General features: G+C 32.1%; 18 protein-coding genes. 11 read left to right on the top strand and 7 right to left on the bottom strand.

The features are described 5' to 3' along the window. Positions 1–221: 221 nt before the first annotated feature. The 4 genes from arfB to BUC29_RS01695 are packed head-to-tail and all read right to left on the bottom strand — an operon-like array spanning position 222 to position 4,078. A complete protein-coding gene (gene arfB / locus BUC29_RS01680) occupies positions 222–626 on the bottom strand; it encodes an alternative ribosome rescue aminoacyl-tRNA hydrolase ArfB (RefSeq protein ID WP_073412761.1) in 405 nt (134 codons plus the stop codon). Continuing rightward, the gene (locus BUC29_RS01685; protein WP_073412763.1) at positions 626–2,740 is read right to left on the bottom strand and encodes a DUF4301 family protein; all 2,115 of its coding nucleotides are present in this window, start codon (positions 2,738–2,740) and stop codon (positions 626–628) included. Before BUC29_RS01685 ends, arfB begins: the two co-directional genes overlap by 1 nt. Next, positions 2,704–3,324, bottom strand: coding sequence for a nicotinamide riboside transporter PnuC (gene pnuC, locus BUC29_RS01690; RefSeq protein WP_073412765.1), 621 nt, complete (start codon positions 3,322–3,324; stop codon positions 2,704–2,706). The genes BUC29_RS01685 and pnuC overlap by 37 nt, the downstream gene beginning before the upstream one ends. A gap of 25 nt (positions 3,325–3,349) precedes the next feature. Beyond that, a complete protein-coding gene (locus BUC29_RS01695; RefSeq protein WP_073412767.1) occupies positions 3,350–4,078 on the bottom strand; it encodes a phosphoglycerol geranylgeranyltransferase in 729 nt (242 codons plus the stop codon). Between the two features lie 94 nt (positions 4,079–4,172). Between BUC29_RS01695 and BUC29_RS01700 the strand changes: the two genes are divergently transcribed. The 3 genes from BUC29_RS01700 (at position 4,173) to BUC29_RS01710 (ending at position 5,534) form a co-directional block, all read left to right on the top strand. Beyond that, entirely contained in the window at positions 4,173–4,769 is a 597-nt protein-coding gene (locus BUC29_RS01700; protein ID WP_073412769.1) for a Crp/Fnr family transcriptional regulator, read from the top strand. A gap of 82 nt (positions 4,770–4,851) precedes the next feature. Continuing rightward, on the top strand, positions 4,852–5,139 hold the full coding sequence (locus BUC29_RS01705) for a hypothetical protein (protein ID WP_073412771.1): 288 nt from the start codon (positions 4,852–4,854) through the stop codon (positions 5,137–5,139). Further along, on the top strand, positions 5,136–5,534 hold the full coding sequence (locus BUC29_RS01710) for a group III truncated hemoglobin (RefSeq protein WP_073412774.1): 399 nt from the start codon (positions 5,136–5,138) through the stop codon (positions 5,532–5,534). The genes BUC29_RS01705 and BUC29_RS01710 overlap by 4 nt, the downstream gene beginning before the upstream one ends. A 64-nt stretch (positions 5,535–5,598) precedes the next feature. On the opposite strand, the gene BUC29_RS01715 is transcribed toward BUC29_RS01710, so the two are convergent. Further along, positions 5,599–6,252, bottom strand: coding sequence for a 4'-phosphopantetheinyl transferase family protein (locus BUC29_RS01715; RefSeq protein WP_073412776.1), 654 nt, complete (start codon positions 6,250–6,252; stop codon positions 5,599–5,601). A gap of 300 nt (positions 6,253–6,552) precedes the next feature. On the opposite strand from BUC29_RS01715, the gene ahcY reads away from it, so the two are divergent. From ahcY to BUC29_RS01750, 7 genes are all read left to right on the top strand, one after another. Next, complete coding sequence (gene ahcY, locus BUC29_RS01720; RefSeq protein WP_073412778.1) at positions 6,553–7,869, top strand: adenosylhomocysteinase; 1,317 nt, start codon at positions 6,553–6,555, stop codon at positions 7,867–7,869. 157 nt (positions 7,870–8,026) lie between these two features. Next, the gene (locus BUC29_RS01725; RefSeq protein WP_084538569.1) at positions 8,027–8,698 is read left to right on the top strand and encodes a hypothetical protein; all 672 of its coding nucleotides are present in this window, start codon (positions 8,027–8,029) and stop codon (positions 8,696–8,698) included. Between the two features lie 121 nt (positions 8,699–8,819). Continuing rightward, positions 8,820–9,899, top strand: a complete 1,080-nt coding sequence (locus BUC29_RS01730) for a hypothetical protein (RefSeq protein WP_073412782.1) — start codon at positions 8,820–8,822, stop codon at positions 9,897–9,899. A 141-nt stretch (positions 9,900–10,040) separates the two neighbouring features. Further along, positions 10,041–10,889 carry a bifunctional helix-turn-helix domain-containing protein/methylated-DNA--[protein]-cysteine S-methyltransferase gene (locus tag BUC29_RS01735; protein ID WP_073413569.1) on the top strand — a complete coding sequence of 283 codons (849 nt, stop codon included), beginning with the start codon at positions 10,041–10,043 and terminating at the stop codon, positions 10,887–10,889. Positions 10,890–11,032: 143 nt separating this feature from the next. Further along, positions 11,033–11,746, top strand: coding sequence for a 2OG-Fe(II) oxygenase (locus tag BUC29_RS01740; RefSeq protein WP_073412784.1), 714 nt, complete (start codon positions 11,033–11,035; stop codon positions 11,744–11,746). 104 nt (positions 11,747–11,850) lie between these two features. Further along, a complete protein-coding gene (locus BUC29_RS01745; protein ID WP_073412786.1) occupies positions 11,851–12,096 on the top strand; it encodes an Ada metal-binding domain-containing protein in 246 nt (81 codons plus the stop codon). Further along, positions 12,083–12,691 carry an alpha-ketoglutarate-dependent dioxygenase AlkB family protein gene (locus BUC29_RS01750; protein WP_073412788.1) on the top strand — a complete coding sequence of 203 codons (609 nt, stop codon included), beginning with the start codon at positions 12,083–12,085 and terminating at the stop codon, positions 12,689–12,691. Before BUC29_RS01745 ends, BUC29_RS01750 begins: the two co-directional genes overlap by 14 nt. 47 nt (positions 12,692–12,738) lie before the next feature. Here BUC29_RS01750 and BUC29_RS01755 read toward each other — a convergent pair whose 3' ends face one another. Beyond that, positions 12,739–13,059 (bottom strand): MmcQ/YjbR family DNA-binding protein, encoded by a 321-nt coding sequence (locus BUC29_RS01755; protein WP_073412790.1) that lies wholly within the window; start codon positions 13,057–13,059, stop codon positions 12,739–12,741. Positions 13,060–13,082: 23 nt separating this feature from the next. Further along, entirely contained in the window at positions 13,083–13,838 is a 756-nt protein-coding gene (locus BUC29_RS01760) for an NUDIX hydrolase (protein ID WP_073412792.1), read from the bottom strand. 258 nt (positions 13,839–14,096) lie between these two features. On the opposite strand from BUC29_RS01760, the gene BUC29_RS01765 reads away from it, so the two are divergent. Further along, on the top strand, positions 14,097–14,381 hold the full coding sequence (locus BUC29_RS01765; protein WP_244160735.1) for a hypothetical protein: 285 nt from the start codon (positions 14,097–14,099) through the stop codon (positions 14,379–14,381). Positions 14,382–14,449 lie beyond the last annotated feature (68 nt).

The following is a 14,449-nucleotide window of genomic DNA, read 5'->3' on the forward strand; positions in this document are numbered from 1 at the left end:
TGTGTTTCACGACAAAGTAAAGTGTGCACGCTCGAAATTGTCGTTTTTCCCTTAGCAACATTACTCGCTCAGGTTCTTTGGGTATGATCTCAGCTCGTTATTTAGAGCACCCCTTTGAGACAGTGCAAATGTAATGTTAAATATTTCAAAAATCAAATTCCAAATTCCAAAAGCACCTTCGAAGGATTTGTTTTTGGAATTTGGAATTTAAAAATTGAGATTTAATCTATATTTGGTTTTCTTCTTGATTGTTTTAAATCAGAAATATTCTTTTTGTCTTTAATTCTTTTTTTGATTACAGCTTTTGGAACTTTTGTTGCCTTTCTAATCTTTGGAACATACAAACCTTTTTTGATAATTTCTAAAAAACGTTTCGTAACAATTTCTTTGTTTTTAAGCTGACTACGGTCTTCGTCGCAATTTAAAATTAGAATATTTTCAGAAGTTAAACGAGCAGAAATATTACTTTGCAACAAAAGTTTTTCTTCTTCAGATAAAGCTTGCGATGCGTTTAAATCAAAAGACAAAACAATTTTTGATGAAACTTTGTTCACATTTTGTCCGCCGGCGCCGCTGCTTCTAACCGCTTTAAAACTTAACTCTGATATGATTTTTTCTATATCCATTATTGTGGTTGATGCGCCGGTTTTAATAAATCGTTTACGGTTTTTACGGGATTAAAAGTAATTAACGGAACGGCAACAAAAACCGTCAGCCAGTTAGACATCGAACCATTCCACAATCCGGGAAGTTCATAACTTTTTACAGGTTTTCCTTCTACACTTTTCTCAACAATAAATCCAGATTTTTGATCTACAAATTGTTTCAAATCAAATTTTTCACCTTTATAGTTTTTAATTCCGCAAACTAAATCAACCGGATTAAAATGGGTCGCTTCTTCTAAAATTTCAAGCTGTTTTTTATTGGTTAAATCAACCTGTGAGGTTTCTACAATCTGCAGAGAAATTTCACCTTTTTCATTCATTACCCAAAATGGTCCTCCGCCCGGTTCTCCTTCATTTTTTACCATTCCGCAAACTCTGATTGGTCGATCGAGAAGTTCTTTAATTTTTACAATTTTATTTTCAAAAGTAAATTTATTAAAGTCTTTAGTCAGTTTAACGTTTAGTCTTTGTGTCAAAAACTCAACAATATCTATAAGAATATTTTCGTTTATTTCACCTTTTTCAATTGCGTTTAAATAAGCAAAAACTTTTTGTTGTATTGCAATTAAAATTCCGCCTAAAGCTTTCTTGTATAACGTGATTTTATCAATGTGATTTTGAATTACATTGTCTATATTTTTTATAAAAATAATATCTGAATCCAGATTATTTAGATTTTCAATTAAAGCGCCGTGTCCGCCCGGTCTAAAAACCAAATTGCCATTTGTACTTCTCACAATCTTACTTTTTGTATCTACATTGATTGAATCGGTACTTTTATTTTGATAAGAATATCCTATATTAATTTTAGTTCCGGATTCTTCTTCAATTTTTTCTTTTACCTCATCAATTGCCGTTTCAAATAAATCCTGATGAATTTCTGAAACTGTAAAATGCAGATTCGAAACATTTTTTGCTGTAGCATAATGCACACATTCATTTAAATGTTCTTCAATAGGATTTGCAATATGAGTTTTATATAAATGAAAAGGTAAAACGGCTTTTGGTTTGTTTGCAGAATTATAATATTCTGTAGATAAAAGCAATTTTATAAAATAGTAATTTTTATAATCTCTTTCCAGATTGTCAAAATCAGGATAAAGTTCTTTTAATTTTTTATAAACGGTTTCAAAAAAAGGGAACTTATCCATCCCGATAATAAAAATGGCTAGTTCTTTATCTTTTTTTCTGTTGATGTAAGCGTTTATGGTTTCTTTCTTGATATCAAAATCATTAATAAAGGCAGTCAGAAACTTGAACATTCTGGTTGCGGCACCAGAAGCAGGAACAAATTTTTTGATTTTTAAGTTCTCTTTCTGTTTATCAAAAAAAACAGCTTTTTCTACAAAATCAGATTCAGACAAACTTAAAATTCCGTTATTGATAGTTGCCGCACTTATTAAATTACTTTTTGCAATTCCTTTTTTAAATACTTTTAATTGTTTTACAATATTTTCAAACGGAATACCATGATTATAGATTTCTACAAAATCCTCAGACGACAATCCTTTTTCTTTTAAAACTGCCAAAGCATCAACAATCATTGTAGCTTTTGCTAAACGGCTTTCTTTATTTCCCGAAAGCGTTATAAAAGGTTTTTTAGTATCTATTAAAGTTTGTTTGAAGACAGAAAATACCGTTTCTCTTCCTTCCGGAGTGTCTCTAATATCGTCTTTTTCCCAGGGAACATCAATATCCGTTAGAAAAAACAAATCATAATTATGCTCTAATGCCGCTTCGTTTAAAAGCGGATCGCAAAAACCGTAATATACTTCAGAGAAAACTTTGGTTACCATTAAATTGGTATCGCAAAATAAATATTTATTGGCTTGGGCGAGTTTTTCATTTTCCAATGCAGTTTGCCCGTAAGCAATAGGCATCATATCATCGGCCGTACAGATATGCTGATTTTCTTCCCATTTTTCCTGTAGATAATTGCGTGCAAATTCCGGAACCCATTCGGTTTCGTAATATTCTGCAAGCTGTTTTGCTAAAGTTGTTTTTCCTGTACTTTCAGGTCCAAATAAAGCAATTTTTATTATAGTTGACTTTTGCTGTCTAAGATTTTTCTCCATTCTAAATAAGCTGAAATAGCTAAAATTGTAAAAATTAAATATTGAAGTGACAGCATACCTAAGTTGCGATATGCATAAAGAGGTACAACAATTATATCACCAATGATCCAAAGTGTCCAGTTTTCTATTTTTTTTCTGGCCATGTACCACATTCCTGCAAAGAATATTCCAGACGAAATCATATCAACGTAATTGTCTGGTTCTATTTTACGTCCAAAATATTTATAAATGCCGAAAACTACAAAAACGGTCACAATAAACAGTAAGATTCCAATTATTTTTTCATTAAAAGTTGTGCGTGTAATAGGTAGATTATTCTCTGCAGTCCCTCCTTTTGCCCACACATACCACCCATAAATACTCATTATTGAAAAATAAAAATTGATGATCATATCCCCAATATAACCTGCAACATATAGCAAATAAACCGATATTGCCGTAGCGATTAATCCTGTTGGATAGACCCAGATATTTTCTTTCTTAGCAAACCAAACACTTAAAATACCGAATACAAAAGTTATAAACTCTAAGACAATATGCCATAAGGGTATACCTTTATAATAATCAAGAAAAAAATCTATCATTGTTTTGAGAAATTTGGATTCTTATTTATAATTCAAAAAAATGGCTGTCATTTTCAAAAGCAGTTCCAATAACTACTAAATCTGCACCGGCGTTGTAGGCATTTTTGATTCCGTGCAAATCTACAATTCCTCCTCCAACAATTACAGGAATTTCTATGTTTTGAGCAATTAACGATATCATTTCCAGCGGAACTGGCTTTTTTGCCCCGCTTCCGGCTTCCAGATAAATCAATTTATTTCCGAGCATTTCGCCGGCTTGAGCGGTTGCAAGGGCCAGATCTAAATTTTCACGATTAAGCGGTTCCGTTTTACTAACGCGGGCAACTGCCGTTTCATTGCCGCTTTCGATCAAAATATATCCTGTTGAAATTACTTCGAGATTTGTTTTCTTTAAAATTGGCGCTGCCTGCACCTGATATTCAATTAAATAATCCGGATTTCGACCTGATAATAACGACAAAAATAAAATACCGTCGGCTTTTGATGAAATTTGAGAAGGATCTCCAGGAAACAAAATTACCGGTAAATTGGTTTTTTGTTTTAATTCCGCAATCAATTCTTCTAAAATATTATTCTGAACAATACTTCCTCCAACAAAAATATGCGTAGCAGGCGACTGATTGATTTTTTCAATTAATCGTCCTAAATTTTCTAAAAGAATTTTATCGGGATCTAAAAGAATAGCCAACAGTTTTTGACCCTTTTTTTTAGCATCTAAAATTTGCTGATGAATCGTGAGTAATTTTTGCTCCATAACGGCTGTAAAAGTAAAAAGTTTTTAACGTAGAAGAACTATTTTGAATAAATTATATTTGTAAAGTCTGTATTAATAATCAAACGAACAAATTATGATTGCCTCTGAATTATTAGAAAAATACGGTGCCTTAAAAAAGTCTTTTGAAAAAGGTGAAATTATTTTTGAAGAAGGAAATCTGCCTACCCATTATTATCAGATAATTTCGGGCGAAATTAAAATGAGTAATTACAATGATGACGGACGCGAATTTATTCAGGGAATATTTTATAAAGAACAGTCTTTTGGTGAACCGCCATTATTTTTAAACCAAAAATATCCGGCCAATTCAATTGCGGTTGAAGACAGCAAAATACTTCTTCTTCCAAAATCAAATTTCATGAAAATGCTGGAAGAAAATGCCTCAATAAGTATCAAAATAATCGAAACTCTTGCGCAGCGTTTGTATTATAAATCGGTTATGGCAGCTGAGATTTCTACACATGAACCTGAGCATCGTGTTTTAAAATTAATTGACCACGGAATTGCTTATTTTAATTTTAAGAAAGACCAAAACGGATTCTTAATTAATTTTACGAGACAACAAATTGGAGATTTAACAGGTTTGCGTGTAGAGACAGTTATTCGGGCTATAAAAACTTTGGAAAAAAAGGGCGAACTGAAGATTATTAATCGAAAAGTATACAGATAAAAAAGTTCTCGTTTTATGATTAAAATCATAAAACCGAAATCTATTGTGGGTGTACCTTTGTTGATATAAAAATCTGAATATCATGACACTATATCAAACAACATTCGACATTTTCAATAGAAATTATATGGGTTCTGCAGCAATGGCAGTAATTGGACAAAGCTGTTTAGGAGGCGCCGCAGCAATGTACGTTTTAGCAAACGGAACTTCAATTCCGCAAATGATTCAACTGGCTATTATTGTTTTAGCCTGTATCTTTGTAAATACTTCAATTTTGGCACAAATGAAACACAAAGTAGTTTTCAACCTTTTGATTCTTAGCTCAATATTAAGTGTAATATTTATTCTTTTAAACACTATATTTCTGTGAAAAAGCAAATAGCAAATCGAGATGATATTTCTTTTTTAGTTCATCAATTCTATACCAAAATAAGAGCCGATAAAGAAATCGGCTTTTATTTTAATACTATAATACAGGATTGGGATGCACATTTGGAAAAGCTTACAGATTTTTGGGAAACTAATTTGTTTGCCGTCCGTAAATACAAAGGAAACCCGCATGCGGCGCATAATGAAGTCGACGAGCATTTTGATGAAAAAATTACCGTAAATGAATTCGGAATCTGGCTGAATCATTGGGCTCAGACTTTAGATGAATATTTTGAAGGCGAAAATGTAGAAACCTTAAAAAGACGAGCCCGAAAAATGAGTACGTTTTTATATATGAGTATGTTTCAGCATCGACAAAAAGAAAGTGAAGTTTAAACGCGTTACAAGTCATTGCGAGGAGCGAAGCAGCTTCGTTCCTCGCAATGACCAACCTTTGTGACTATTTCTCAAAAGCATAAACCAGAGTAAAAGTACCATCAAAATTATCAGATTTAATTTCCTGATAATGCACATCAAAATCTTTTATCAAATTATCAAAATGAAGACTTGCCTGCGTCTGGGTTTGATCTAAAGAAAAGTTGCTCACATTAATATGATCTTTAAAACTTATACCTTTCTCATTTCTAATTTTAAAGATTGCTTCTTTAGCTCCCCAGATTACGGTAAGTTTTTTTATGTATTCCTGAGTAGGTGCAGGATTTAAATATGCGCATTCATAATCTGTAAACTTATCTGCAATTTTTTGAATTTTTTCGCGCTGTAATTCCATATCAATTCCTACCGTTTCGTGACTTATTATAATTGCCGAAAAATGATATGAATGTGTTATTGAAATATAATTGTGACAATCAAAATAAGGCTTGCCAAATTCATCATAATGCAGATCTTTATCTGTAAAACCCATTTCCTGAATCAGCATTCGAACACTTAAAAAAGCACGCTGATGCATTTGCGATTTCATTCCATCCAATCTCTTCTGTGTTTTTTCCTTCAAAAAAACTACTTTGCTCAATAACTCATCGAGAGATTCTGTTATTTCCCAAATTAATATCTTAGTCGATTCGTTGAATTGTATTGTTTGAAATAAAGGCATTTCTTTTTAATTCTAAATGATAAATGGTTAATTGTGATTTTTTAAACCATATGGTGATATAAGGAAATATAACTGTTGGTTCAAATAATGTACTAGTAAATATAAGCAATTGGCGGCAAAGGTAATAGTTTCAGAATCTTTTTTAAATGAACGTACATAACTTATGTGGTTAAAATCGTTTTGTAAACTAATGTTCTAAAGATTAAGAAATTAAAGATTTCACAAATCTTACAGAAATTAGTAAAATTCAAAAGCTATTCCTTAAATTTGCAAAAATTTTACAATACAAATATACTATAAATGAGTACAACGACTACGCCTTATGTGGCTTTCAAAGTAAAAGACATTTCTCTAGCGGCTTGGGGAAGAAAAGAAATTGAACTAGCTGAAGCTGAAATGCCAGGTTTAATGGCGCTTCGTGCTGAATATAAAGACGAACAACCTCTTAAAGGTGCTCGTATTGCTGGATGTTTACACATGACGATTCAAACTGCTGTTTTAATCGAGACTTTAATTGCTCTTGGTGCTGAAGTTACTTGGTCTTCTTGTAACATTTTCTCTACTCAGGATCAGGCTGCTGCTGCTATTGCCGCTGCCGGAATTTCTGTTTATGCCTGGAAAGGTTTAAATGAAGAAGAATTTGACTGGTGTATTGAGCAGACTTTATTCTTTGGTGAAGACAGAAAACCATTAAACATGATTCTTGATGATGGTGGAGATTTAACTAACATGGTTATTGATCGTTACCCAGAATTAGTTCCTGGAATTAAAGGTCTTTCTGAAGAAACTACAACTGGTGTTCACAGACTTTACGAAAGAGTAAAAGCTGGAACTTTACCAATGCCTGCTATCAACATTAACGATTCTGTTACTAAATCTAAATTTGATAACAAATATGGTTGTAAAGAATCTGCTGTAGATGCTATTCGTCGTGCAACTGACTTAATGTTAGCTGGGAAAAGAGTAATTGTTTGCGGATATGGTGACGTAGGAAAAGGTACTGCTGCTTCTTTCAGAGGAGCTGGTTCTATTGTAACAGTTACTGAAATCGATCCAATTTGTGCTTTACAAGCTGCAATGGACGGTTACGAAGTTAAAAAATTAGATACTGTAATTGCTAATGCTGACATCATCATTACTACTACAGGAAATAAAGATATCGTTGTGGGAAGCCACTTCGAAAAAATGAAAGACAAAACTGTTGTTTGTAACATCGGTCACTTCGATAACGAAATCGACATGGCTTGGTTAAACAAAAATCACGGTGCTTCTAAAATCGAAATCAAACCTCAGGTTGATAAATATACTATCGCTGGAAAAGATATCATTATCTTAGCAGAAGGTCGTTTAGTAAACCTTGGTTGTGCTACAGGTCACCCAAGTTTTGTAATGAGTAACTCATTTACAAACCAGACTTTAGCTCAAATCGAATTATGGAACAACAGCGCAGCTTACAAAAATGAAGTTTATATGTTACCTAAACATTTAGATGAAAAAGTTGCTGCTTTACACTTAGCTAAGTTAGGCGTTGAACTTGAAGTTTTAAGAGAAGATCAGGCTGCTTATATTGGTGTTGAAGTTCAAGGTCCATTTAAACCAGAATACTACAGATATTAATCTATTTTAGATTTTAGATTTATCTAAATACATATTCAAACCCGACAGATTTTAAAAATTTGTCGGGTTTCTTATTTAAATAATTAATTGCAAATCATTAAATTTTTTAGTTATTTTTGTAAGAAAAATTATCAATTTTTATATTACCTAATAAATTATGATTTCTACTAAAAATTTACAATTAATGCCCCAAAAAGAAGATTTACAAAGAATCTGTAAAGCAATTTCCGTTTTAGATGCTATCTTTTGTGATGAATGGGAATTCAGATACTACTCTTACAATTCAAAATGGGCAGATGGTGAAGAATTTTGCGAAATGAGAGATGGCAGTGGAGACCATATGCTGATTCTTTTTCTTAAAAATAATTGCATAATAAATGGACTTGCAAAAGAATATTGTTCACAAGTCGCATCAAAACAAGATTTAACACTAGGAATGCCAGAAATATATAATGATTTTATATTTGGAGAGCCCGTCTCATCAAGAGGAACAGATTTTTGTTTATGGACTAATAATGATGGAGAATGGACAGTAGGAAATATTGGAAAGAATGATGATGGCTCAGAAGAACTTCTAAATATTTTTGATGGAAATCCCGAAACCTATATTAATTGGGCATATGAATATTTTTTAGATGACACCCAAGATGAAGACGAAGAAAAGGAAGATTACAAAGCTAAACCTACTTCATTAGAACCTGTATTTGAAATTTATAAAGGAAAAAAATTAACTAAAGAAATGGTTTTATTACTTGATAAAAATTTTAATGATTGGAAAAGACTCGAAGAAGATCTAAAGGAAATAAATTACGATTACGATTTTAATTAGATTCTTATTCTAAATACAAATTTCAAACCCGACAAGTTTTAATAACCTGTCGGGTTTTCTTTTTTAAAGAATATTTCATTTTAAAAAACGTTATGTATCTTTATAGTAAATATATTCTTTCATGACACGCCTTTTTATTTTCTGCACATTTCTTGTTCTAAATATATCTGCATTTGCTCAAAACAATGACGTCTGGACTTCATTTCCAAACAAAGACACTACGCTAATTGGGTTTAAAGACAAAAATGGAATAATCAAAATAGAACCAAAATTTTCAGGTTTTACAACGGCACGAAAATTCGAAAATATTATCGCTGTTACAGAAGAAAGGAACGGAAACTGGAAAAGCTATTATTTAACCAAATCCGGAAAAATAGTTGGACAAGACAGCTTATACGTTTTTGATAATGGTCCAGACTGCGAAAACGAAGGTTTTATAAGATTTACAGACCGTAAAACTGATAAAATGGGAATGTTTAATGCTAAAGGAAAAATTGTAATTCCGGCAGAATACAGCAATTTAACCAAAGCTAAAAACGGAATGTTTATAGGTCTAAAAGATGCTCAAAAAGAAATTAGTGGCGAACATTTTTTTTGGAAAGGCGGAAAAGAATTTCTTATCGATATCAACAATAAAATCTTAATTGAAAATTTTCCGTATAATGATGATCTAAACTTTTATTCATTAGAAAAATCAAAAGAACCAAGTAAAGAGGAAATAAGAGAAAATTTTCATGGAGTTGACGGACAATATTATTCTTTTATAAATTATGATAAGGAATTTAAATTCTGGCTTAAAAACACTTTGCTGAAAGAATTATCCAAAGCTAATTTAGAAAAACATTCTTCAGACAAAATCACATTTTGGAAAGAACCAGATGGCTGGTTTAGTGAATCTAAAACGAAATTTATCAATCAAAATTATACGTATTTAAAACTAAAACTTGAAGAACTTAAAAGTCCAAAAACAGATTACTTTGTTTTTTCAGAAGGATTAAATCAGTTTATTTTTGAAACAGAAGAATACGACGTTTATTTCAATAATTGCAGAGAATCAAAAAACTGGATTTATCCTGTAAAAAGTATTGTTATCAATCCAAAAAATAAACTTGATCAAGGACAGGATCATTTTGAATTCTTAAGAACTGAAAATGGATATAAATTAATTAGTGTTTCTTCTGCAAAAGCTAATCTTAAATAATCATTCTCGTGAACATGCAGAATCGCATTTTTTTATTTTAAGCTTAAACTTTGTGCTCTTTGCGATTAGAAAAACTCAGCAAGTTTCGGATTTTATACCAGCCAAAACCAATCGATCTTTGCCTTATAAAATTGAATGAAAATGAACACACAGGAAAACATCAATTACAATCGTATTGCAGACGCAATAGATTATATTAAGGCAAACTTTAAAGATCAGCCGAATCTTGATGAAGTTGCCGAAAGAGTACATTTGAGTCCATTTCACTTTCAGAGGCTTTTTAGTGATTGGGCAGGAACAAGTCCGAAGAAATTTTTGCAGTATACCAGTTTAGAACATGCCAAGAAATTATTAAAAGAAAATCAGGCTACTATTTCCGAAACAGCATACGAAACCGGACTTTCCGGAACCAGCAGATTACATGATTTATTTGTAAACATTGAAGGAATGACACCGGCTGAATATAAAAACGGTGGAAAAAACCTTTCTATAAATTATAGTTTTGCCGAAAGTCCGTTTGGGAACATTATTGTAGCTTCAACCCAAAAAGGAATTTGTTTTATGGCTTTCGCCGAAGATGAAGCTATCGGATTTCATGATTTAAAAAACAAATTCCCAAATGCAACTTTTTCCCGAAAATTAGATTTAACACAGCAAAATGCACTTTTCATCTTCCAAAATGACTGGAGCAAATTATCTGAAATTAAACTGCATTTAAAAGGAACTGATTTTCAGTTGAAGGTTTGGGAAACTTTATTAAAAATCCCAATGGGGCAGCTTTCAACTTACAGTGCTATCGCGCAGAAAATTCAAAAACCAAATGCCTCTCGAGCCGTTGGAACTGCAATTGGAAGCAATCCGGTTGCGTTTTTAATTCCATGTCATCGTGTTATTCAATCTTCTGGAATATTTGGCGGTTATATGTGGGGAAATACCCGAAAAACAGCAATTATTGGCTGGGAAGGCGCACAGGTAAATTCACAATTATAATTTATGTACAACGTATATCCGTAGAGACGCACTGCAGTGCGTCTAACGTTCCGTAATTATTGTTGCCGACAATCTTTGCGTAGACGTACTGCAGTGCGTCTCTACGATACTTTGTCTAAAGTTCAATCTTTACTTAAATATTTATGCAAAATATACAATCTAAAATTGCTTCTCAAAACTGGGAAAGCATCACCGAATCTATGCATGAAAATGGATTCGCAATAATTCCAAAGGTACTTAATAACGAACAATGTGAAGATTTAAAATTCGAATATGATAATCCGAATTTATACCGAAAAACGGTTGTTATGGAACGTTACCGATTTGGGTTAGGTGAATATAAATATTTCAACTATCCTCTGCCCGATTTAATTCAAAACATTCGTTCTTCGATTTATCCTAAACTGGCTCCAATTGGAAATGCCTGGATGAAAGTCCTTAATATTAATACCGTTTTTCCGGAAAAACATGAAGATTTATTAAAACAATGCCATGACAACAATCAGCTTAAAGCCACCGTTTTAATTTTAAAATACGGCGAAAGCGGTTTCAACACTTTACATCAGGATTTATATGGTGACGTTTATTTTCCCATTCAAATTGTACTTTTTCTGAATGAACCGGATAAGGATTTTACGGGCGGCGAATTTGTTTTAACTCAGCAAACTCCAAGAGCGCAATCAAAAGCAATTGTGTTGAAACCCAAAAAAGGAGATATTTTAGTTTTTACAACCAATTTCAGACCTGTAAAGGGTACAAAAGGATATTATCGCGTAAATATGAAACATGGCGTGAGCGAAATTCATTCAGGTGAACGTTTTACATTGGGAATTATTTTTCATGACGCGCTTTCGTGAATATTTTTTTTCCGCCACGAATTCACGAATTATTTTTAAAATCTATGCACATAGAATTAGTTTAATTCGTGAATTCGTGGCGGAAAAATTAACACAAAACGAATATGATTAAACATAACAAAATTTCAGATTCAGAACTTCGAAATAAAATTAAAAATGCGGAGATTTGTTTTGGCGGAAACCAAAAATTAAAAATCTACGGAACTTTAAAATGTTCTTCGGGAAAAAGAATGAAACGGGAAAATCGGGTTTTCTTTTCTTCTGAAATTGAAGCCAAAGAAAACGGCTTTAGACCTTGCGGACATTGCATGAAACCCAAATATCTAAAATGGAAAAATGGACTTATTTAATCCTCAAATTGACGAAAACACCAATCTGCTTCCGAAAGACGGAACTGTAAATTATTACGGAAAATTGTTTTCGAAAACAGAAGCCGATTTCTATCGTGATACTTTATTAAATACAATTGAATGGAAAAATGATGAAGCCGTTATCTTTGGAAAATTGATTTTAACCAAACGAAAAGTAGCTTGGTACGGCGATCAGGAATTTGAATATACATATTCTAATACAACGAAAAAAGCGCTTCCGTGGACTAAAGAACTTTTAGAATTGAAAAAAGTTATTGAAGAAAAAACCGGAGCAACTTTTAATTCTTGTCTGCTGAATTTGTACCATTCCGGCGAAGAAGGAATGGCCTGGCACAGTGACGCCGAAAAAGATTTGAAAAAGAATGGCGCAATCGGATCGGTAAGTTTTGGTGCAGAACGTAAATTTGCTTTTAAACATAAAGAATCTAAAGAAACCGTTTCTTTAATTTTGGAACATGGCAGTTTATTGGTTATGAAAGATGAAACGCAGACGCATTGGCTTCATCGTTTACCACCAACAAAAACTACTCAGAAACCCAGAGTGAATTTAACTTTTAGAACTATTGTAGAGTAATCAAAAAGTAAACCCGACAGGTTTTAAAAACCTGTCGGGTTTGTAATTTATCGTTTTTTTTGGGAAACGTTTTCATAAGAAAGCTTTAAGGCATCTTCAAACATTTCTGGTCTTACTCTTTCTAATTCTACAATTGTCCAGCCTTGTTTTCCCCATTTATTCGGGATTGGATAAAAAATCTTCTCGCTTGATGCACAAAAAACAGATTGATCTATTTCAGTTAATTTTAAAACGGCGTGATTGTTCTTTTCGTCAAAAGTGGCAAATATTTTTTTGTTCACACGAAAAGAGGTTTTCTCAAAATGTGGCTCTTCTGCTGTATTTGGAAACGACAAAGCTAACTTTCTAAAATTTTCAAAACTAACCATAATCGCAAATTTAAAATTAAATTTTACCAACCTTGATACAATCCATTTTTAAGGACTTCATCATATTTTTCTTTATCAAAAGAATAAAGGTTTGGAGCTTTGTGTGCCACATTGCTTTTCTTTTCGTCTAACTTAGTAAGAATTCCAATGTTTGTGATTTTACGCAAAAAATTTCTGCGATCCAGTTTTTTGTCCAAAATGGTTTCGTATAATTTTTGAAGCTCGGGAATGGTAAATTTTTCCGGCAGCAAATTGTAACCTATTGGCATTAAATTCAATTCGACTCTCAAAGTATCTAATGCTTTGTCTAAAATTTCTCTGTGATCCAGTATTAATTCAGGAACTTCTTTATGATCAATCCATTCTACAATTTCATTTCTATTAAGTGGATTTGGCAGAATCTTAGAAAAATCAACCAGCGCATAATATCCAATTGTTACGAAACGTCTTGTCAGCCATTTTCCTTTTTCAGGATCTATGCCCAGATATTTCAAAACTTCTTTTCCGAAATGATTATCATTACGTTTGATTTTTCCAAAAGTCGAAAATTGTCTTAAAAAAACGCCTTCAACTCCGGTTCTTTCGTTCAAAACTGTAACGGCTGCTGTATCAATATCCTGATCAATTGGAATAAAACCACCCGGTAAAGACCATGTTTCACTATGCGGTACTTTAATCAGTAAAACTTTTAATTGGTTATCATGAAAACCAAAAATCACGCAGTCTATGGAAAGTCCCGGCTGGTAATTTTCGCTATTTTCTATAATAGATTTCAGCATTTTTATTTTATTAAGTATGCAATTTACTTCATTTTAAAAAAAACCAGCATAAATTCTCATAAATCTATTCTTTAAAGTCCTTTAATATAGAGAAAAATGAAAAGTGTACTTATCACAATTTTAGTTAAAATTACAAAACTAATTAAAAAAATAAGTACATTGCGTCATTATAACACATTTGGATATAAAATTGTTAAAACTAAATTTTTAAGAAAGAAAAAGATTACAAATTATTAATTTTGCCTTTCGGAAAATGAAATGCAAAATTATTTAATGAATGAGATTATGAGTATCAATCCGCTAAAGAATATTAACAAAAAAATCAGAACCAAAATCTGGACTTCTTTCGGATTTGTGTCTAAGACTTATCTTTTGGAAGCTTCTCTAAAATACAGCGAAGAGCAGGAAAGAATTTTCAACCAAATGATTGTTGAAACGGAAGCAAAGGATAAAAAAGCAAAACGTGAAGCTTTTGATAAGGCTTTGTACGCTTCTTATAAAGGAATTGGCGCTATGGATTTTATAAATACGGTTTTGAAATAATTATTTTCTAATCCTTTTTTTTATAAATTTAAAACGAACCTCACAACATGTGAGGTTTTTTATTGCTA

This window comes from Flavobacterium defluvii, assembly GCF_900129555.1.
Classification (GTDB): Bacteria; Bacteroidota; Bacteroidia; order Flavobacteriales; family Flavobacteriaceae; genus Flavobacterium; species Flavobacterium defluvii.

Bases quoted from the DNA above. Each gene is read 5' to 3' on its own strand.
- BUC29_RS01700 (WP_073412769.1), top strand. From the start codon at position 4,173: ATGATTGCCTCTGAATTATTAGAAAAATACGGTGCCTTAAAAAAGTCT.
- BUC29_RS01715 (WP_073412776.1), bottom strand. From the start codon at position 6,252: ATGCCTTTATTTCAAACAATACAATTCAACGAATCGACTAAGATATTA.
- BUC29_RS01740 (WP_073412784.1), top strand. From the start codon at position 11,033: ATGCAAAATATACAATCTAAAATTGCTTCTCAAAACTGGGAAAGCATC.
- BUC29_RS01755 (WP_073412790.1), bottom strand. From the start codon at position 13,059: ATGGTTAGTTTTGAAAATTTTAGAAAGTTAGCTTTGTCGTTTCCAAAT.
- pnuC (WP_073412765.1), bottom strand. From the start codon at position 3,324: ATGATAGATTTTTTTCTTGATTATTATAAAGGTATACCCTTATGGCAT.
- BUC29_RS01735 (WP_073413569.1), top strand. From the start codon at position 10,041: ATGAACACACAGGAAAACATCAATTACAATCGTATTGCAGACGCAATA.
- BUC29_RS01750 (WP_073412788.1), top strand. From the start codon at position 12,083: ATGGACTTATTTAATCCTCAAATTGACGAAAACACCAATCTGCTTCCG.
- BUC29_RS01730 (WP_073412782.1), top strand. From the start codon at position 8,820: ATGACACGCCTTTTTATTTTCTGCACATTTCTTGTTCTAAATATATCT.
- BUC29_RS01760 (WP_073412792.1), bottom strand. From the start codon at position 13,838: ATGCTGAAATCTATTATAGAAAATAGCGAAAATTACCAGCCGGGACTT.
- BUC29_RS01705 (WP_073412771.1), top strand. From the start codon at position 4,852: ATGACACTATATCAAACAACATTCGACATTTTCAATAGAAATTATATG.
- arfB (WP_073412761.1), bottom strand. From the start codon at position 626: ATGGATATAGAAAAAATCATATCAGAGTTAAGTTTTAAAGCGGTTAGA.
- BUC29_RS01725 (WP_084538569.1), top strand. From the start codon at position 8,027: ATGATTTCTACTAAAAATTTACAATTAATGCCCCAAAAAGAAGATTTA.
- BUC29_RS01695 (WP_073412767.1), bottom strand. From the start codon at position 4,078: ATGGAGCAAAAATTACTCACGATTCATCAGCAAATTTTAGATGCTAAA.
- BUC29_RS01765 (WP_244160735.1), top strand. From the start codon at position 14,097: ATGCAAAATTATTTAATGAATGAGATTATGAGTATCAATCCGCTAAAG.
- BUC29_RS01685 (WP_073412763.1), bottom strand. From the start codon at position 2,740: ATGGAGAAAAATCTTAGACAGCAAAAGTCAACTATAATAAAAATTGCT.
- ahcY (WP_073412778.1), top strand. From the start codon at position 6,553: ATGAGTACAACGACTACGCCTTATGTGGCTTTCAAAGTAAAAGACATT.
- BUC29_RS01745 (WP_073412786.1), top strand. From the start codon at position 11,851: ATGATTAAACATAACAAAATTTCAGATTCAGAACTTCGAAATAAAATT.